Source organism: Leminorella grimontii (assembly GCF_039789245.1).
Classification (GTDB): Bacteria; Pseudomonadota; Gammaproteobacteria; order Enterobacterales; family Enterobacteriaceae; genus Leminorella; species Leminorella grimontii.
Genome location: NZ_CP146357.1, coordinates 4,286,516 through 4,305,303 on the forward strand (window position 1 = coordinate 4,286,516; position 18,788 = coordinate 4,305,303).

Here is an 18,788-nt window from a genome sequence, read left to right on the forward strand (position 1 = left end):
CGGCTGTTCATCACAGTAGGCAATTGTGTTTAGCCGTTCTTCTTTTGCAAGAGCTGGCCTATCGCGTTAACGACGTCTTCTACCGTACGAACGGATTTGAACATTTCCGGGTTAATCTTTTCACCGGTCATCTTTTGCAGGTGTACAACCAGATCGACGGCGTCAATACTGTCAAGCTCCAGGTCTTCATAGAGTTTGGCGTCCATCGTAATGTCATCGGCGTCAACTTCGAAAAGCTTAACGATAATGGCCTTAATTTCTTGAAATATTTGTTGTTTATCCATGTCTTTTACCCTGGTGATTAACCGCGTTGGGACGCAACAAGCTCGGAGAGCGAAGCGACGGAATAAAAATGTTTACGCGTGTCTTCACTTTCGGCCGAGAGTATAACGCCATAGCGATTTTTAATAGCCAAACCCAGCTCCAGTGCGTCAATCGAGTCCAGGCCCAGCCCGTCGCCGAACAGCGGCGCGTCGGTTTCAATATCGTCCGGCGTCATCCCTTCTAAATTCAGGGCTTCAATAATCAGGGTTTTAATTTCTTTTGCTAAATCATCCATTATTTTTCTCATGAGTTTGAACTGGCTCTGGTATGAGCCTTTGGCTTAAAGTCTGCGTCAAACGGCGAGCGGCGATTGCCAAAGAGGCATCGTCATCTGCGACGTAATCCTTTACGCGTAGTTTTTCTTTTACCGTTATGTGGAACCGTGGTTTTACCGGCGGAATATTATACCACTTTCCCCGCTTCGTCAGCATTGGCTGGTCACAATGAATCGCTACCAGACGAATATCCGCCTGGCAGCGTAGTGCGATGTTGGCTGCGCCGCGCTGAAGGCGCATGGGCTCGCCCGGCGTCGTTCGCGTTCCCTCAGGGAAAATGAGGATCATGCCCTTGTCGTCCAGACGCGCCTTACACTGCGGCAACAGCGTCTCGGATTCGGCGTTAGGGATATAGCCAGCGGCCTTGATGACGCCGCGCATGAAAACGTTCCCTAGCAGAGACTGTTTAATGATGCAGTCGCAGCGCGGCATGCAGGATGCCAAAAAAACGTAGTCCAGCAGGCTGGGGTGATTGGCAACAACCAGGGCGCCTGCGTCTTCCGACAGCTTTTCAACGCCGTCAAAGCGGTAGTCCAGCACGCCGAGCGCTCGGGTTAGCCAAAGAAAAAGGCGAAAGCTGTGTCTGATGCTGCTCTGCGTCAGCGTCGCGCAGCGTTCGCCGTCTTTTACCAGCAGGCGTAGCGCCGTGAACCAGAACGTAGACAGCATGAGCGCGCCAATGCCGAACAGCGAGAAGCAGAAACCGGTTGCGGCAATGCGCCAAGCGCGGTTTAGCACGGACGATTGAAGGGATGGGGTTAGCGATTCCATTGCCAGTCAGACCCTGCTCCTTTAATGATAAATGACGATTCCTTTGTCAAAGCGTGACTGGTCAAATAGTGGCGTAGAAAGTCCAGTGACTGTGGGAGTTCGCTAGTTTCATGCTTCGGGCTGGGCGCTTTTTTTATTGCCTGACAGCGTAGAGCCTGGCCCTGTGTAATCAATAAGCCAACCGCGTAGGCGGGAACCGTATGGGTGATTCTGGTGCTGTAGGCTTCGGGCACGGCACCGTCAAAATCAACCAACAGCACCTTTTGCGCACCGGCGCTGATAATCGCCTGTACTTCCAGCATACCCTGCTGAAAACCGTCGATTCCCGCAGCCAGCGAAGTCATGGGCAACGGCGCCTTTCCTCCGATGGTTAGTAGCCCGGCCGCCGTGTTGTGTACCGACATGGCGAAATCGGTGGGGGATACGTCTTGCTGCCGACACAGGGATTCAATGATTTTATAGGTACGCTCAAGTTCACCGTGCCGGCTGATGAATACGGCGGCATCCGGCCGTTGCTCCAGCAGCGTCATACCAACCTCGACGCTAAGCCTACTCGGAGCGCTCATTCTACGTGCCATCATCATCGGAATATGGGGCGTGGGCGGCAGTGAGACCGACCAGTCATCGAACGATTGGCTTGACCATTGACGCCACTGTTCATGGTTGCTAAGCCCCGGCGCCAGCGCGCACCAGTCAAGGATGTTCAGTGAAAACGTCATGAAGTTAAAGAAGGCCTATGTCAGCTAAAAAACTAACGCAATAATACCTGATTGAGGCCTCATTTTATATGAGGTTAGCAATAGGGATATTCGTAAATTAGAGGGTGCGTGAATGATATCTTGGGCTGGATGCGTTGTGTTTCACAACAACAATGGGCGAGAGTATATGAAATGCCACATTGGTTATGTAAAAAGATAATTCTATTTATTTTCTTACTTGATAGGCGGTACCGAAATTTTTTCCCGTTTTGTAGATTCCCCATTTGGTATTCGGGTATGATTTGACCGGAATTTACACAGGATGGGAAATTATATGCAGATATTTTTTCCGCTGAACTTATGGAGAGTCGTTAAATGAACATGAAGAGTTTAAAAGCCCTGCTGGTAGGCCTGATAGCCGTTATCTTTATTACCGGATGCAGCGGCAACGTCGCGGCGCGTAATATTAGCACCGATCTGGACGGCAGCTTCACCAATCAGCAAATCGAAAAAGCGATTATGGATTCCGGCAAGGCCCGCGGTTGGGAGATGAAGAAGATGCGCACCGGCCTGATTACCGGAAAAATCGTCACGCGCGGCAACTCTGCGGAGATCCGTATTCCTTATACGAAAACCGGTTACTCCATTGAGTATGTCGGCAGTCAGAATTTAACCTCCGATACCGCAAAAGTGCCGAGCAACTACAACCGCTGGGCGAGCAAGCTGGATCAGGACATTCAAAACAAGCTGCTGGCCGTTAAAGCGCTATAGCTATCGTCGGTCGTGAGTTTATTGATTGATGCGGAGAATTTTCTCCGCATCTTTGTTATTTAAGCGTGATAAGTTAAGGGAATAACCTTGAGCAGCGAAGCTGAAGTCCGTTACGGCTACGATAAAGATTTATTTACGGCGTTTGAAGCCATTACGGAAGCACAAAAGATCGCCTTTGCCCCCATGCTGTTTCAGGCAGCACTTAACCTTAGAGACAGCGGCGTTTTAGCTCATCTGGACGACGCATCAGCGGAAGGAGCGACGATTGACGACATCGCTGACGCCGTGTCGCTAAGCCGCTATGCTATCCAACTGCTGTTGGACGTTGGCTTAAGCAGCCGCATCGTCTTTCAACGAGCCGACCGCTTTTTCCTGGGTAAGGTGGGTCACTTTCTTCTGCATGACAAGATGACGCGCGTCAACATGGACTTCAGTCAGGACGTTTGCTATCAGGGAATGTTCCATTTAAAAGAGGCGCTGTCGCAGGAAAAGCCCGCAGGGCTTCGCGTTTTCGGAGACTGGTCGACTATCTATCCTGCGCTGAGTCAATTGCCTGAAGAGGCGCGTAAAAGTTGGTTTGCCTTCGATCACTTCTATTCTGATGCCGCATTTTCCGCCGCCTTCAAACACATCTTTCCCTTTAAGCCCAAGCATATTTATGACGTCGGCGGCAATACGGGCAAATGGGCGCTGTGCTGCGCGAGAAATGATGAGAACGTCAAGGTCACGCTGCTGGATTTACCCCAGCAAATTGAACTGGCGAAAAAGAATGTTGCCGAAGCAGGGCTCAGTGAGCGCATTGACGGCTATGGCGTGGATCTCCTTCAGGCGAAGCGGCTTCCTGGCGAAGCCGACATGTGGTGGATGAGCCAGTTTTTAGACTGCTTTAGCGAAGAGCAGGTGGTGCACATCCTGAAGCTTATTCACGACAGCATGGATCCAGACGCTCGCGTATGCATTATGGAAGTCTTTTGGGATCGCCAGCCCTTTGAAGCTGGAGCGCTTAGCCTGAACGCGTCGTCTTTGTACTTCACCTGCATGGCGAACGGCAACAGCCGGTTTTATCACTCCAGAGTGCTGTATGACTGCCTGCGCAAAGCCGGTTTCTATGTTGAACAGGACATCGATAATCTGGGGCTTGGACATACCTTGCTGATCTGTAAGCCCCTGCCGAAATAACGCGCAAAGAGAGGCCGTCGCGCCTCCCTTTGATTGCACTTTTCCGCGTATTTATTACTCCACTTTCCGCCAAAATAAAGTAAGGTAGAGCCTGATTGCCATAACGGTCTGTGAAAGGAATCAGCGGTGTCACCGTGTCATCTATGCTTTGTTCTCGTGGCCAATGGACGCTCTGTTTATTTAGTGGATACGGCTTATGATGCGCCTCGGTCATGAAAACCATTCAGAACCCTCTTTTTTCGCTGACGTGGGTGAACCACTGTCTGGCACCTGTGCTTCAGAAATCAACGGCTGGCGCATCACCGACCGACTGCCTAAGCCCGATGAGCAGCGCGATCGCTACCGGGTAGTTCATGAGGTGGACGGTCGTCGGGGCGTACTTATTTTATACGCCTACGGCTGCGAGCCGGACCCGGCTGTCTATGACGTTGTACATCGTCTTCCCAAAGAGCACGTTTCCGAGCTTTTAGACAGCGGCCGCTGGCGCGATCGCGCCTGGTACGTGATGGAGGCGCTGGACGGCGGTTCTCTGCTGGACGCTATTTCTCAAGGGGACTTCTGGCAGCCGAACGAAGTTCGGGACATCGTCCGCGAGCTTGGCAGCGCGCTGGCTAACTTTAGCGAGAACGGCCTGCGCCACCGCGACCTGCGTCCTGCCAACCTGCTTATTCGAACCCGCCACCCTCTGGATATCGTCATTATCGAATTCGGCTCCGCGTGCCTGTCTGAACGCGACGTGGACGTCGTCTCCCCGCTTGAGATGAGCCGCTACAGCGCGCCCGAGACGCTGGCGGGCGGGGTTTCCAGCGCATCGGACTGGTGGAGCCTCGGCATGATCCTGCTGGAGCAGCTAACCCAGAGGACGTGTTTTGACGACAGGCCGCTACAGGCGTTTCTTATCGAGACGTTAACCAGCGGCGTTACGCTGCCGGACGGCCTTGACGACGATATTTATCCGCTGCTGGGAGGGCTGTTGACCGTCGACCGCCGAAGGCGCTGGCAGTGGTCGGAGGTTGCCGCCTGGCTGGACGGCAGGCCGATTGAGGTCATAGAGGAAGGTTACCGAGGCGACAAACCGAGCGGCCTCCCGCTGTTTCTAGGCGATGTGCCCTATTCGGACCCCGCCGCGTTTGCGCTGGCGGCAGCGCAGGCCGATCTCTGGCCGCAGGCCTTGGCCATGATGCAAAGCGGCGCCATCGTTCGCTGGGCGCAGTCGATAGGCCTGCCGCCGTCAACGATGAATCTGCTGTATCAGGTTATGGAGCTGCATCCGCTAAGCGATGACTTCCGCCTGCTGCTGACGCTTAAGCTGCTAAGCCCCCCTATGCCCCTGATTTATCGCGGAGAGATAGTTACTCCCTCGTGGCTGGCGAAAAACCCTACGCTGGGGTATGAGCTGATAAGCGGCCCTCTGCCGACGTTTTTAGCCGACGTTGAACAAGGGCACTGGCTCGCGCTGCTTAAGGCGCGGGAGGAAAGGGTTCGCGAGAAGGGGATGCGGCTGGAGATAGCGATGGACGAAGAGCGGCTTCGGCTGCATCTTTTGGCCACCTCACGCGCGCGCCTGCTGGCGCTTTGGGAGCGCCAGCGTCGGCTGTTTCCGGAAACTCACCATGAAGGGCTGGCGCTTTTTATCGACCGCCGAACGTTGAGCGAAGAGGAGCTTATCGTTTTACTCAGCGCGGACATCGCCCAGTTTGTGGCGGCGGAAGGCATTCTGGTTCAGGCCGCCGCGCTGGCGCGGGAATATGGCGTGACGGATTTCGATAAAGAAGAGGCTCGCGAATGGATAGGGCTGCCGCGACAGGCGCTATATCAGGAACTTAACGAGCGGATAAGCGGCTTTAACCGCTGTGCGATTGACGAACTTGACCGCTGGGCCGACGGGTTTGTGCTTGAACGTCGCCTTCCGCTGGAGCGGGCGCTGGTGATGCTGGCGATAGAGCCGCAGGCGTGGAAAATGCCGGAAAGGCAGCGCTACGTTAATCAGGTTCTGAATTTCTTTAGCCGAAAGATTCGCGCTTCATCCATGCGGGGATCTTTGGTACGGATGAGCGTCACGCCGCACTCGGCGCGGATAGATCTGACTGAGCTTGACGGCAAACCCTCGGCGCAGCGGCTGCTTAATCACGTTCTGGCTCGCCACCGCTCGGCGATAGGCATTGATTCCACCGCGCTGACGGCGCAGGGCAACGCCGGCGGGCGGCTTCGCACGCTGACGTCGCAGACTCAGATGTACCAGCGCGATACCGGCATAGACAGCCTCTATCTAGGATTTCCCTTTATTTTAACCAACCTTCAGCCGGGGCAGATTAAGCCGCGCATTGCGCCCTTGCTGCTTTGGCCCGTCAGCGTTTCTATGGCGGCGGGCGTGAGCGGGGCGGCCAGCCTGCGTTTTGACGCCGATCGAGGCGTCGCCAGGCTGAACCCCGCGTTGGAAAACGTCGTCAATGCGGCGTCCGTTAAGCAGTGGCAGGCGATAGTTGACGAGTTAATGAGCCGACGGACGTTGACGATTGACGAGGTCATGCAGGCGCTGGGCATCATGGCGAATGCCGATGGCGCAGAGCTTGTTCGCCTGCCGCCTTTGGACGTCGTCGTTCCCGAGCGTGAGACCCGGCTGGCGTGCAGCGCGGTGCTGTTCCAGGCGTCGTTTCTCAGTCAGGCGATAGGGGAAGACCTGTACCAGCTTTGCCAGCGTTCACCGGTCGGCACCGCGCTGGAAACGGCGCTGGGAATGGGCGAACCCAGCCCGGATGTGCAAGAGCTAGTGGGAGAAGCGTCGCGCTTTTTTGTTTCCGCCACCGACCCTTCACAGGAGGCCGCGGTAATGGCGGCGCGTCGAGCTCCGGGGCTTTTGATTGAAGGGCCGCCCGGCACCGGGAAAAGCCAGACTATCGTGAACATGGTGGCTGACGCCATTGGCCAGCAGCGCAGCCTGCTGGTGGTGTGTCAGAAAGCCACCGCGCTTGACGTTGTGTACAAGCGCATTACGGCCAGCGGCCTGTCTGACCGGGTTGTCATCGTCAGGGATGCGCTCTCGGGGCGCGAGACGATCCGAAGCGTCAGGGAGCAGTTGGATAACTACTATCGGTCGCTAAAGCCGGCCCCCCTCTTCCCTTGGCGAAGCGGGCGGCAAAAGCTGGCCGCTCAGATTGATCGGTTAGAACGGGAGCTGGACGACTACTATCAGGCGCTTTATCAGCCGGACCCCGCCGTCGGCATCAGCTATCGGGCGCTGATGGGAGAGCTCATCCGGCTGGAGGGCGTAACGATGCGCCTGGAAGCGCCCGAGCTGCACGAGGTGATGAAGTCGTGGGGCTTGAGCGAGCTTACGAACCATAAGCTGGAGATCCTGCCGGAAATAGCGCTGTGGCTGGCCGCAGACTATGAAGATAGCCCGCTGGCGAGGCTTAGCCCCTTTATTTCATCGGCATCGGCCATTGCCGCGTTTAGCGATGCGTTTGACGGCTTCCGCAGCCAGGAGCGCGAGCGAGACGTGGCCCTGTCCGATCCTCACCGAGACTTTGACTCGGACGACGTTGCCGGCCGCCAAAGCTGGCTTGAATCGACAGCCCACGGTTTTTTAACCCTTTCCCCAGAGCAGTGGGACACGATGGCGCGCTGGCTGCCGCTGTTTTACGTGCCCATTGGCGCGGCGGGGCCGGGCGAACCTATCTTGACGCAGCTCGGCGTGCTGATTGGCCGACTTCAGGCAATTGACGTCGATGGCAGCGATCCGCTGCTGTTCGAACCCCTTTCCCGCTGCGAAGACAGCGCGCTGATTCAGCTGGCGAAGGCGGCTGCGCAGCAGGCGCAGGGGCATTCTGCGCTGCGCTATTTTAATCCGTTTTATTACTTCAACCTTCGCCGCCTGAAGGCGTTTATGGTTGAAATGGGGCTGCCGTTCAGCCTCGGCATGTGCGAACGGGTGCTGGCGTCGGTGCGCCAGGAGCAGCAGTGGCGCAGGGTCAGGGCAGAGCTTACCCGCCTTGGGGAGCCGCTGGGCGTAGAGCCCGTCGGCCCGCTAGACGGGCTTGGGCTGAGTCGGGTGCTGGCGGATCTCTACTGTCGGCTTGAGCTGGTTGAACAGCGGTATCGACAGTTGGCCGAATCGCCGGACGCCGCGCGGCTGGTATCCGCTATCGTTGCGCGGCAGCAGGACGGGTTTATCGAACAGTGCGACGAGATACGCGCCGCCGTAAACCGCAGCCAGGCGAGGGCGCAGAGCCTGAAGGCGTTGGATACGCTGCAAAACTGGCTAACCGCCGACGCGCTGAGCGACTTCACTTGTGCGATTAAAGACAATCGCTCCCTGCGGGAGACCCTTGATTTGCTTACGAGCGCGCTGCCGACGCTGGACGCCTACCAGCGGTTCCGGCCCGTCGCCGCGCAGATGAACGAGCCGGCGCTGGCGGTGCTGCGCATCTTACGTCATCAGGCGCCAGCGCTTAAGGCGCTTGATGAAGCCGAGCTTATGCAAACGGTGGAAAATACCCTCGACAGAGAGGCTCGGCGAGTTTGGAAGCAGCTTATCGAATGGCGCTTCCCGATTTTACAGCAGCCGGTTTCCCATAGGGAAAAAGCGATTGCGCATATGGCCAAAGCCAGCGCCATGATGCGAGAGCGCAATATGACCGAGCTCACCGAAAACGTTACGGAAGTGCCGATTCGCCCGTCTCGCGAATGGGAGGAGATTACGCGCCTGAGCGGCAAGCGTATGCGCCGACTGCGGGAATTTATCGAAGAAGGCGTCGAGCTGGGGTTAATGACGCTGCGCCCGGTGTGGCTGATGACCCCCGACGTCGCCAGCCAGGTGCTGCCGCTGACGCCGGGCATGTTCGATACGGTGATTTACGACGAGGCATCGCAGATGCCGGTGGAATACGCCCTGCCGACCCTATACCGCAGTAAGAAGATGGTCGTCAGTGGCGATGAGAAACAGATGCCGCCGTCCGCCTTTTTCTCAGGCCGGTTGCCGGAAGACGACGATGGCGCAGAGGCGGAAGAAGCGCAGCAGGAACTGGCCGGCGAGGTATGGGACTACCGCAAGATAGGCGACTGCCCGGATCTGCTGCACCTGGCGCGGACCGTACTGCCGGTGCAGACGCTGGAGATCCACTACCGTTCGGCCTACCGAGAGCTGATTAACTTTTCTAACCATGCGTTTTATCACAACCGATTGAATATTCCGGTCCAGCATTCCGGTCGGGTTATCGATGCGGTTAAGCCAGTGAGGCTTATCGACGTCGGCGGGCTGTATCAGAATCAAAGCAATCTTGATGAAGCGAAGGCCGCAGTGGAAACGCTGGCTGACGTCTGGGCCCGACCGTTTGCCGAGCGCCCCTCCGTCGGCGTCGTGACCTTTAACCAGAAGCAGGCCCAGCTTATTCAAAACGAGCTGGAAGAACGAGCATCGCGGGACGATGCCTTTCGGCAGGCCTATCGCGAAGAGCTGGCGCGCCTTGAGGATGGGGAGGATATGTCGTTTTTCGTCAAAAACGTGGAGAACGTTCAGGGCGACGAGCGGGACATGATTGTCTTTTCCACTACCTTCGGCCGCAACGCGCAGGGCGCTTTCCGGCGCAACTTCGGCGTGTTGGGCCAGCAGGGCGGAGAACGTCGGCTTAACGTTGCGGTGACCCGGGCGAAAAAGCAGGTGACTGTCCTCTCCTCTATGCCGATCGATGAGATTTCCGATCTGTTGACCACTCGCCGCAGGCCCGATATTCCAAGGGACTTTCTGCAGGGCTATCTGGAATACGTAAGAATCCTGTCCGCCGGGGAGTTTGAGCGAGGCGGCGCGTTTTTACGGCGCATGTCGCAAAGCGGCGGCGCGAGCGCGGATCGCGAGATGCAGGACGGACTCGTGCAGTCGGTGAGGGCCTTTATTCGCGACTGTGGGTGGACAGTGGCCGATGCGCGGCGCGAAGGCGCGTTTTATTTCGACGCGCTGGTAGAAGATGCCGACAGCGGGCGTTATGCTATCGGCATCGAGTGCGATATGCCGCACCATCCGCTGCTGGAGCGGGCCAGAGCAAGGGAGCTGTGGCGCCCGTCGGTAGTTGCTCGCACGGTCCCTCATCGCTACCGGATCTCTTTATGGGCTTGGTATCACGATGCACATGAGGAGCGTCGGCGGCTATCGCAAGCCATTGAGCAGGCGCTAACGTCGCTGCGAATGCCGCCGGAACGGGAAAGTACGATAAGGGACATGGAGAAGAGTAATGGCGAAGTCGGATGAAACGCGGCCCGTAGGGCCGCTTGAGACCAACCACAACCGGCGGTTGGCGGAGCTGTTGGCGCAGGTATCGCAGGCCGTCGAAGCCGCCGAGTCTCAGGACGGCCTGGTGGCGGCCATTGAACGGGTCAGAGCCTTTGACGGACCGCTGGCGTTTAACCATACCCGGCCAAAGCTGGTGGCATGCCTGGCTCTGCTGGCCGCAGCGCTGGTTGGCGGCTATCAGTATTATGCCTATCGCCACCTGAGCGCGCCGGTAGTTATCCTGATGGTGATCTTTGGGCTTTGCGCCGTGGGGCTTTTTATCTACATGTGGCGCAAAAGTTCTCGCATACGCGCCCTTGCCGAGCGGCTCTATCAGCGCGATTTGCTGTTTGATAACGACATGCGCGAGCTGGGGGACGAACTGCCTCAGCTGGAAAAGCAGCTGTTCTCGAATTTTTATGAGTTCAACCGCGGCAACTATTCAAGGGAGCTGTCCGCCGGATACGAAGGCCGGTATCAGGGGGCAACGCACGCTATTAGCTATCACTTTTACCATTTCCACTATGTGGATAAGCGAACGGAAGTCTCCACCGACAGTAAAGGGAGAGTAAGAACGCGCACGGTATACGATCATTACGATCGCTATGGCATCATGCTGCCGTTTCGTTACGTAAGCCATCTGGCGATTATCGGTAAATCCGTCAGCGGGCTTAAGGGAAGCGACTATAAGCCTTCCTCCAATCGGTTTAACAAGCTGTTCAAGGTGATAGCCGATACGGAAATGACGGCGGCCCGCTTTCTCAAGCCGACGGTGGTATTGGCCTGCGAGGAGGCCGCCAACGGCTTCAGCGCGCTTAATCTGGAGTTTAACGCACAGGCGCAGCTGTGCATGTCGTTTGATAACCGCAGCGTGATTTCGGGGCAGCAGCAGCACGACTTCGCCTCGCCCGACGCCTTTATTGAAGAGGTGAGAGGGCACAACGCGCTGCCCGAACTGCAAAGAGCGCTGGACTTTATTCATACCCTCATGGTGTATTCCGACAGTAACTTTAGAAAGGATGAAGAATGATGGAAATCTTGATTCCCATTGGCATTGTGGCGCTGGTGATTATTGCCGTCGTCGTGATTTATAACGGCATCGTGGGGCGCATGAACGCGGTGGCGCGCGCGTGGGCCGACGTCGTGGTGCAGGAGCGGCAGAAAAACAACACGATCCCGGCGCTGGAAAAAATTGCCGCCGAATATAAGGACTACGAAGCGACCATCATGAAGCAGGTCACCGAGCTGCGCGCGTCCCTCAAACAGCTCGATACGGGCGCGATGAACTTAAACGCGCTGTCCGAAACCCGCAGCAAGACCACGGCGCTGCTTAATGGCCTGTACGCGGTCGCGGAAAACTACCCGGATCTGAAGGCGAGCGATCTGTACCGCGGCCTGATGGCGGAAATCTCCGAACAGCAGGAGAACATCGGTGCGGCCATTCGCATCTTTAACCGCAACGTTGAAGACTTTAACAACGGCATTGAAATGTTCCCCAACTCGCTGGTTAACGGGATGTTCAACAAGAAGAGAAAGCTTTCGACCTTCAGCGATTCAGAGGCCGAAAGCGGCTTTGAGTACCGACCGGACGTCCACTGATGGCCTCGCGGCGTGGCGCGTGCAGGTCAGTGCTGAAATGAAGAGAGGAAGATTATTATGCAGTTAGCTTTAGACAGCGTTATCAGCCGCGCCGTTTCCCCTGAGTCGGGGGAACGGCAGGCGATTGTCGGCACCGTCGTTTGTGTCGCTCAGGACGGTAAGCCGATATATCAGCGGGCGGCAGGGTTTGCCGATCGGGAAAACGCAAAGCCGATGGCGTTGGATACGCTCTTTCGCCTCTCTTCCGTGACCAAGCCGTTTGTGACGGCGGCGACCGGCGTTTTGCTCGAAAGGGGCAAGCTGTCGCTGGAAGATGACGTTACTCGCTGGCTGCCGGCGTTCAGGCCGACGCTGCCCAACGGCGTCAGGCCGGCAATCACGATAGAGCACCTGCTTTCTCACTCTGCCGGTTTGAACTATGTCTTTGCCGAAGAGCCCGAAGGCCCCTACCATCGGCTCGGCGTGTCGGACGGAATGAATATCTCCGGCCTGACGCTTGCTGAAAATCTGCATCGCATTGCGTCCGCACCGCTGCTGTATCCGCCGGGAACGTCGGTTGCTTATTCGGTCGCAACCGACGTGCTCGGTGCGGTCGTTGCCGCCGTCTGCGACAGCAGCCTGGGTGAAGCGATTGCGTCGCTGGTCTGTCGACCTCTTGGCCTGCGCGACGCCGCTTTTAGCGTGGCAGATCCCGCTCGGCTCGCCGTTCCTTACGTTAACACCGAGTTTGCGCCCAGGCCGATGGCGGACGATGAGACAATGACAAACGCTGACGTTGGGGCGGCAGGAGGCATTCACTTTTCGCCACAGCGAGTTTTTAAGTTGGATGAGTTTCAGTCCGGCGGTACGGGGATGGTCGGCAGCGCGGACGACGTAGAACGGCTGCTGCAGGTTTTCCGTATGAAGGGCGCGCCGCTGTTTGGTGCTCAGACGTTCGACAACTTGGCGCGGGATCGCTGCAAAAAGCAGGAGTTCGGCCCCGGCTACGGTTTCGCCTCCAGCTGGCAGGTGTTGAAAGACCCTGCAGCGGTAAACTCCCCTCAATCTTGTGGAACGATAAGCTGGGGAGGCGTTTATGGCCATTCCTGGTTTATTGACTTCGAACGTTCCCTGAGCGTCGTGGTTCTGACCAATACCGCTCCGGAAGGACTGTTCGGGCAGTTCCCGGGGGACGTTTGTCGCGCCGTTTATAGTCAGTTTTAGCGTTGAGGCGCTTGAGTGCGCCTTTTACCATTTTTAATGGCGTAACGCGCCGTTATTTAATTCTTACTGCGTTTTGTACTTTAATCTCTTTTTATGTAGCAACTCTTCTGTTTTTATTTTTCAATATGAGATTGGCGTTTATATTGAGATGGTTTTTATTTTTTGGTTATATGTCGATCGATGTTAACGCATTGGGTGGTTTTCATTATTTCTTATTCTTTATTTATAATTTGCTTAAATATGGTTGTTAATATTTAAATAACTATTTTTCCTTTTTTATCAGTGTGTTTTGCTTTATTGTTTAATGTGAATTATTTCCTATAACGGCCGGATTTTTCATTGTTATTATTTGTGATGTGTTATTCTTAAACGATAAGGGATGCATTATATTTAATAGGTTTTTTTCTTAACTTTACTTAATTTTCATTTTTTATTGCATTGGGGGTATTCGTTTTATTAAATACCTCTCGCCTAAGGGCAATTATTTATTTTTAACTTTTAAAAAGGATGTACTATTATGCGTCAATTAGATGTGAAAGAAATGGAAGCTGTAAACGGTGGTTGTATCAATATTACTATAGATGAATGGGCGCAAAAAGCGCTTCAGGACGCCGGTGAGTGGCTCAAAGGCGCCGCTGATGCGGTTTCTCAGGAAGTGACTAAAGTCTTCGAATCAGAAGAAATGAAAACACTGTTGGACAACACCACGCTGTCTCAGTTTTTTAGCAAGCTGTTCGGCTAATTGATCGTATACTCTCGTTTATTCAAGTAATGGAACATTTCGCCATTGGCGCATCGAACTGTGGATAATGCAATCCCTGATAAATAAGGCTCGTAGATGGGAGTGTAGCGCGGTCGTTGGATCCGTTGCTTAGAAAATGATGAGTATAAAGGGTTTCAATATCCATTAAGCAAAGGGGGAGCGTTTTCCCCCTTTGTGACGCCTGCCTGAAAAAGCCTCTTATCCCCGTTTGTTAAGTGAAAAATCGCTTTAAAAAATGTAACCGCCAGCGATGCGGCCTATATCTTCTACACTCTTAACAGTATTCGTTTGGTGTAGGGGATAAACGTGGGCAATAAAATTCTGGTTGGCGTCGGCTATTGCTCAAAGGATGACGAAGCGCGTTTTGAGGAAGACGACGCGTGGCGTATGCGCGTTTTTGCGCAGCTAACGCCCTATGTGAGCGTTGAGCGCCTTCATGCCGAGAGTCCGTTGCCTTTGTCTGAGCCAAAGCGCCTATGTGGCTGTATCCTGTTTGCCGATGCCTCCTGCGCGCGCGACCCGCTTACTGCCATGCTGCGTTGCCAAATGCCGTGGCTGCCCGTTGAAGAAAATGCTCATCTGCTGCACGACGAAGCGCTGCAGGAGAACTTCGTTGAGCGGGTTTTTGCGCTGTATGAGCTTAACGAACTGTGGCGAAAGGGCCTGACCCGCGGCGGGCTTATCGCCTTTCACAGCCGCTATAAGCTAGTGCTGCTGGCGCATTCGCAGCCGGCGTATCGCGAGCTTGGCCCCTTTGTCGCAGGAATCGACGCGTGGCGCGACCTGACGGCGTTTGCCGTGGAATATCGCCGCCGCCTGATGTCCCTGCTAAGCCAAAGGGCGACGCGAGCCAATCATACCAACGTGCTGATGCACGTTCAGGGCTATTTTCGCCGCTATCTCAGCTCGCCCCAGCGTCAGGAACTCGCCGATGAGATAGCGCGCTATCGTCAGGGCGAGCTGCCTTTGGCGGAGCCGATCGCTCACTTGAAGCGTTACCTGAATGAATATCCGGATGCCTATTTGTCCCAACAGCGCTATTTTGTCTCTTATTCGCAAGAGATGTTTTTACGCTACGGCGGCTAACTGAAGGAAATATCATGGCCACGCACTTAGTCTGGCTGCGCAACGATTTGCGCATTACCGATAACAAGGCGCTGCATGCCGCCTGCAGCGACTCGAACGCCAAGGTGTTGGCCGTATTTATCGCGTCCCCTGCACAGTGGGCAAAGCACGACATGGCGCCGCGTCAGGCGGCCTTCATCTATCAGAACCTGCTGCTGGTGCAGCGAGACTTGGCCGCATTAGGTATCGAGCTTATTTGTCATCAGGTGGGGGATTTTGCCGAGTCCGTTACCTGGCTGGCCGATTTTTGTCGGCGGCAGCGGGTGACGAGCCTGTACTATAACCGTCAATACGAGGTGAATGAGAGGCTGCGGGACGACCTGCTTGAGAATGTGTTGGGTGCAGACGTCGCCCGCTACGCTTTTGACGACGCGCTTTTGCTGCCTCCCGGCAGCGTGCTGACCGGCAGTGGCGAGATGTTCAAGGTGTATACGCCGTTTCGCAATGCGTTTATTCGACGGCTGGCGACGTCTGACGTTGGCTCGCTTCCCGCGCCACGTTCACGAGGCGCGGCGATTGACGTCGAAAAGCTCGCGCCGTTTGACTACCCGAGTGCCGACGTGGATGCGGCTTATCCTGCCGGAGAGGCGGCGGCTTTACGGCGTTTAACCGCCTTTTGCCGAGAATGGGTGGCCGATTACGCGGCGAAGCGCGATCTTCCCGCCGTCGATGGAACCAGCGGCCTGTCGCCGTACCTTGCCGTCGGCGTCCTTTCGCCGCGCCAGTGCTTTAACCGGCTTCGGATCGAGTACCCGGACGTAATGGAGTCCGTAAATTCCGGGGCGTTCTGCTGGCTAAATGAGCTGATTTGGCGAGAGTTTTATCGCCACCTTATCGTGGCGTTCCCCCTGCTGTGCAAGCACCGTCCTTTCATCGGCTGGACGGACGGCGTGCCGTGGCGTTCAAACGAGCAAGCGCTGTTGGCCTGGCAAACCGGCGCTACCGGTTACCCCATCGTTGATGCCGCCATGCGCCAGCTCAATAGCACTGGATGGATGCACAACCGGCTGCGCATGATTTGCGCCAGCTTTTTAGTCAAAGACCTGCTGATAGACTGGCGCATTGGCGAACGCTACTTTATGCAGCAGCTGCTGGACGGCGACCTGGCGGCGAATAACGGCGGCTGGCAGTGGGCGGCGTCCACGGGGACCGACGCGGCGCCCTATTTCCGCATTTTTAACCCCACGCTGCAGGGAAAGCGCTTTGACCCACAGGGGGAATTTATTCGGCGGTGGCTCCCGGAGCTTGCGGGCGTGCCGGGCGACGCGGTGCATCAGCCCCACGTTTGGGCGCAGAAACAAAGGAAGAGGCTCGACTATCCGCTGCCGATTGTCGAACACGGCCAGGCCAGAACGGAAACGCTGGCGGCGTATGAGGCCGCCAGACGTTTACGCCAGCCATAGCGGAGGATTAATAGCCTGCGGTCAAATCGTCCTTATCCCTCGGGTCGGAAGCGCCAAACAGCCCTTCCGGCGTAACGACGATGCTTTGCGTACTGCCCATCGTTGGCTTGACGACCACCTTATGCCCCTTTTTCTCCAGAAGTTTGATGGTGTCTGTGCTGATGCCCTTTTCAACGCGTAGTTCTTCCGGCAGCCACTGGTGGTGGATACGGGGCGCGTTGGTAGCCTCGGCGATGTTCATCTTGAACTCCACGGTATTAAGCACGATTTGCAGCACGGTGGTGATGATCCGGCTGCCGCCGGGGCTGCCCGTAACCAGCACCGGCTTACCGTCGTGGGTGACGATGGTCGGCGACATGGAAGATAGCGGGCGCTTGGCCGGCTGAATGGCGTTGGCTTCACCGCCGATGAGGCCGTAGACGTTAGGTACGCCCGGCTTGGCGGAGAAGTCGTCCATTTGGTTGTTCATCAGGATGCCGCTTTTACCCGCCACGATGCCGCTGCCGAAGTTGGTATTCAGCGTATAGGTGACCGCCACCGCGTTGCCTTCGGCATCGACCACCGAGAAGTGGGTCGTTTGATCGCTCTCATAAGGAGCCAGCTCGCCCGGCTTTATTTCAGACGACGGCCTGGCCTTGTCCATGTTGATTTGGGACGCCAGCTTTTTGGCGTAGGCCTTGCTGGTCAGGGCGGCGACCGGCACCTTGACGAAGTCCGGGTCGCCCAGGTATTCCGAACGGTCGGCATAGGCGTACTTCATGGCTTCCGCCATCACGTGAATGGCGTCGGCGCTGTTTTGCCCCATGGCGTTCAGGTCAAAGTTTTCCAGAATGTTGAGGATCTGAATGATGTGGATGCCGCCGGACGACGGGGCAGGCATAGAGAACACTTCGTAGCCCTTGTAGGTGCCGGAAACCGGCGTGCGCTCCACGGCGCGGTAGGCGGCAAGATCCTCTTTGGTTATCAGGCCGCCGCTTTTTGCCATTTCGCCTGCGATTTCATCAGCGATTTTTCCCTTATAGAACGCGTCCGGGCCCTCTTTGGCAATAAGCTGAAGGCTGCTGGCCAAGTCAGGCTGCTTGAGTAGCTCGCCCTTTTTCCAGGGCGTACCGTCCGGCTTAAAGAAAATGGCGCGGCTGGCGGGGTGGTCGAGCAGGACCTCTTTGCCATACACTGCCAAATCGTCCGCCAGCGCGTCGTTGACCTTAACGCCGTCTTTGGCAAGCCGGATGGCGGGCGCGATAAGCCTATCCATCTTCATTGAGCCGTATTTCTCATGAGCGAGGGCAAAGCCCGCTACCGTTCCCGGTACGCCCGAGGCCAGCGGGCTGGTGAGTGACTTCTTGCTGTCGGCGTTGCCCTTGTCGTCCAGGAACATGTCTCGGGAGGCCTTGGACGGCGCCATTTCGCGAAAGTCGATGGCGGTGGTTTTACCGTCTTTGGTCCTTATCAACATAAAGCCGCCACCGCCGATATTACCCGCCTGCGGGTGCGTTACCGCCAGCGTATAGCCAACGGCGATAGCCGCGTCAACGGCGTTGCCGCCCTGTTTCAGAATATCGACGCCGACCCGGGTTGCCGTTTCATCAACGGATGACACCATGCCGCTTTTGGCATAGACCGGATGAAAGATATCCTCTTCAACGCCGTAAGAGACGACCTTGGCCGCCGCCGCTCCTTGCCAGAACAGCAGTAGCGCAACGAGCAAAAAGTGGAATGGACTCCTTTTTAACTGCCTTAGCATAGACACCTCCTCATGGATTATTACGCTGAAAATGCAACAAAACGTTCACACTAATGGATAGGTGAACTTTTGACCAGAGAGTAAAAAGGGGTAAATCGCGGATTAAGTGTGATCTTCGTCACGCTATCAAAATAACGTTGTAAAAAGGTAAAATTATTAGAAAATCAAATGCTTCAATGAAGTGCATTGCCCTAATTTAGCGCGGGCAATGCGTTTGTTTTGCACTAAAATGATGCATCGTGTTTCGGGTAGTCGTCGCACAGGGTTTCCCAAGCGGCCTTGGACGCGACGAAAATATGGATTTTTTCCTCTGGGTTAATGGGAGTATCCAACGTACCTATCCGCAGGCGGTAGCTTTGAGGCTGCGCGTCTCTGGCGCTATACAGCGGTGAACCGCACTCGCCGCAGAACAGGCGGTGTACGCCGGGAGAAGAGGAGAAGCTTTTAATGCTCTCTTTGCCGCTGAGCAGGGTAAACTTGTCGGCGTCTATCAGCGCCGCCGAGTTGAACGCCGTACCGGTCGCCCTGCGGCACTTTTCGCAGTGGCAAAAAATGATTCGTTCAATGTCCTGATCGAGGCGATAGCTTATTCGTCCGCACAGGCAGTGTCCCGTTAACATGTTTAAGCTCCTTGTTGTTTTTTCTGTTTCCCTTTGAGTTAAGCATCA

General features: G+C 55.8%; 14 protein-coding genes and 1 pseudogene. 9 read left to right on the top strand and 6 right to left on the bottom strand.

The genetic code is table 11. The features are described from left to right. Positions 1-29 precede the first annotated feature (29 nt). From V8L73_RS19595 to V8L73_RS19610, 4 genes are read right to left on the bottom strand one after another with little or no spacing between them, the layout of a single operon-like run. Positions 30-284, bottom strand: coding sequence for an acyl carrier protein (locus tag V8L73_RS19595; protein WP_027273824.1), 255 nt, complete (start codon positions 282-284; stop codon positions 30-32). A gap of 17 nt (positions 285-301) precedes the next feature. Next, a complete protein-coding gene (locus tag V8L73_RS19600; protein WP_027273823.1) occupies positions 302-559 on the bottom strand; it encodes a phosphopantetheine-binding protein in 258 nt (85 codons plus the stop codon). Further along, complete coding sequence (locus tag V8L73_RS19605) at positions 552-1,370, bottom strand: lysophospholipid acyltransferase family protein (RefSeq protein ID WP_347253809.1); 819 nt, start codon at positions 1,368-1,370, stop codon at positions 552-554. Before V8L73_RS19605 ends, V8L73_RS19600 begins: the two co-directional genes overlap by 8 nt. Further along, positions 1,358-2,089, bottom strand: a complete 732-nt coding sequence (locus V8L73_RS19610) for a beta-ketoacyl synthase chain length factor (protein WP_027273821.1) — start codon at positions 2,087-2,089, stop codon at positions 1,358-1,360. The genes V8L73_RS19605 and V8L73_RS19610 overlap by 13 nt, the downstream gene beginning before the upstream one ends. Positions 2,090-2,443: 354 nt before the next feature. Between V8L73_RS19610 and V8L73_RS19615 the strand changes: the two genes are divergently transcribed. From V8L73_RS19615 to phrB, 9 genes are all read left to right on the top strand, one after another. Next, the gene (locus V8L73_RS19615) at positions 2,444-2,839 is read left to right on the top strand and encodes a hypothetical protein (RefSeq protein ID WP_051155603.1); all 396 of its coding nucleotides are present in this window, start codon (positions 2,444-2,446) and stop codon (positions 2,837-2,839) included. 87 nt (positions 2,840-2,926) lie between these two features. Next, a complete protein-coding gene (locus tag V8L73_RS19620; RefSeq protein ID WP_347253810.1) occupies positions 2,927-4,018 on the top strand; it encodes a methyltransferase in 1,092 nt (363 codons plus the stop codon). Between the two features lie 196 nt (positions 4,019-4,214). Then, positions 4,215-10,262 (top strand): protein kinase domain-containing protein, encoded by a 6,048-nt coding sequence (locus V8L73_RS19625; RefSeq protein WP_347253811.1) that lies wholly within the window; start codon positions 4,215-4,217, stop codon positions 10,260-10,262. Then, positions 10,246-11,313 (top strand): hypothetical protein, encoded by a 1,068-nt coding sequence (locus tag V8L73_RS19630; RefSeq protein ID WP_347253812.1) that lies wholly within the window; start codon positions 10,246-10,248, stop codon positions 11,311-11,313. The genes V8L73_RS19625 and V8L73_RS19630 overlap by 17 nt, the downstream gene beginning before the upstream one ends. Beyond that, positions 11,310-11,882 carry a LemA family protein gene (locus tag V8L73_RS19635; RefSeq protein WP_347253813.1) on the top strand — a complete coding sequence of 191 codons (573 nt, stop codon included), beginning with the start codon at positions 11,310-11,312 and terminating at the stop codon, positions 11,880-11,882. The genes V8L73_RS19630 and V8L73_RS19635 overlap by 4 nt, the downstream gene beginning before the upstream one ends. Before the next feature lie 57 nt (positions 11,883-11,939). Next, positions 11,940-13,085, top strand: coding sequence for a serine hydrolase domain-containing protein (locus V8L73_RS19640; RefSeq protein WP_347253814.1), 1,146 nt, complete (start codon positions 11,940-11,942; stop codon positions 13,083-13,085). A gap of 517 nt (positions 13,086-13,602) precedes the next feature. Then, entirely contained in the window at positions 13,603-13,827 is a 225-nt protein-coding gene (locus V8L73_RS19645; RefSeq protein ID WP_347253815.1) for a hypothetical protein, read from the top strand. A 327-nt stretch (positions 13,828-14,154) separates the two neighbouring features. Continuing rightward, positions 14,155-14,934, top strand: coding sequence for a YbgA family protein (locus V8L73_RS19650; RefSeq protein WP_422655602.1), 780 nt, complete (start codon positions 14,155-14,157; stop codon positions 14,932-14,934). Between the two features lie 14 nt (positions 14,935-14,948). Beyond that, positions 14,949-16,376, top strand: coding sequence for a deoxyribodipyrimidine photo-lyase (gene phrB / locus V8L73_RS19655; protein WP_347253816.1), 1,428 nt, complete (start codon positions 14,949-14,951; stop codon positions 16,374-16,376). A 7-nt stretch (positions 16,377-16,383) separates the two neighbouring features. On the opposite strand, the pseudogene ggt reads toward phrB, so the two are convergent. Both ggt and V8L73_RS19665 read right to left on the bottom strand, forming a co-directional pair. Then, positions 16,384-18,042 (bottom strand): annotated as a pseudogene (gene ggt, locus V8L73_RS19660) (gamma-glutamyltransferase); the annotation flags it as partial. Positions 18,043-18,344: 302 nt separating this feature from the next. Continuing rightward, a complete protein-coding gene (locus V8L73_RS19665) occupies positions 18,345-18,740 on the bottom strand; it encodes a GFA family protein (protein WP_027273811.1) in 396 nt (131 codons plus the stop codon). Positions 18,741-18,788: the final 48 nt, after the last annotated feature.

What these genes read in the sequence shown, in the direction of transcription:
- V8L73_RS19595 (WP_027273824.1), bottom strand. Translation starts at nt 284, where the DNA reads ATGGATAAACAACAAATATTTCAAGAAATTAAGGCCATTATCGTTAAG.
- V8L73_RS19600 (WP_027273823.1), bottom strand. Translation starts at nt 559, where the DNA reads ATGGATGATTTAGCAAAAGAAATTAAAACCCTGATTATTGAAGCCCTG.
- V8L73_RS19605 (WP_347253809.1), bottom strand. Translation starts at nt 1,370, where the DNA reads ATGGAATCGCTAACCCCATCCCTTCAATCGTCCGTGCTAAACCGCGCT.
- V8L73_RS19610 (WP_027273821.1), bottom strand. Translation starts at nt 2,089, where the DNA reads ATGACGTTTTCACTGAACATCCTTGACTGGTGCGCGCTGGCGCCGGGG.
- V8L73_RS19615 (WP_051155603.1), top strand. Translation starts at nt 2,444, where the DNA reads ATGAACATGAAGAGTTTAAAAGCCCTGCTGGTAGGCCTGATAGCCGTT.
- V8L73_RS19625 (WP_347253811.1), top strand. Translation starts at nt 4,215, where the DNA reads ATGATGCGCCTCGGTCATGAAAACCATTCAGAACCCTCTTTTTTCGCT.
- V8L73_RS19630 (WP_347253812.1), top strand. Translation starts at nt 10,246, where the DNA reads ATGGCGAAGTCGGATGAAACGCGGCCCGTAGGGCCGCTTGAGACCAAC.
- V8L73_RS19635 (WP_347253813.1), top strand. Translation starts at nt 11,310, where the DNA reads ATGATGGAAATCTTGATTCCCATTGGCATTGTGGCGCTGGTGATTATT.
- V8L73_RS19640 (WP_347253814.1), top strand. Translation starts at nt 11,940, where the DNA reads ATGCAGTTAGCTTTAGACAGCGTTATCAGCCGCGCCGTTTCCCCTGAG.
- V8L73_RS19645 (WP_347253815.1), top strand. Translation starts at nt 13,603, where the DNA reads ATGCGTCAATTAGATGTGAAAGAAATGGAAGCTGTAAACGGTGGTTGT.
- phrB (WP_347253816.1), top strand. Translation starts at nt 14,949, where the DNA reads ATGGCCACGCACTTAGTCTGGCTGCGCAACGATTTGCGCATTACCGAT.
- V8L73_RS19665 (WP_027273811.1), bottom strand. Translation starts at nt 18,740, where the DNA reads ATGTTAACGGGACACTGCCTGTGCGGACGAATAAGCTATCGCCTCGAT.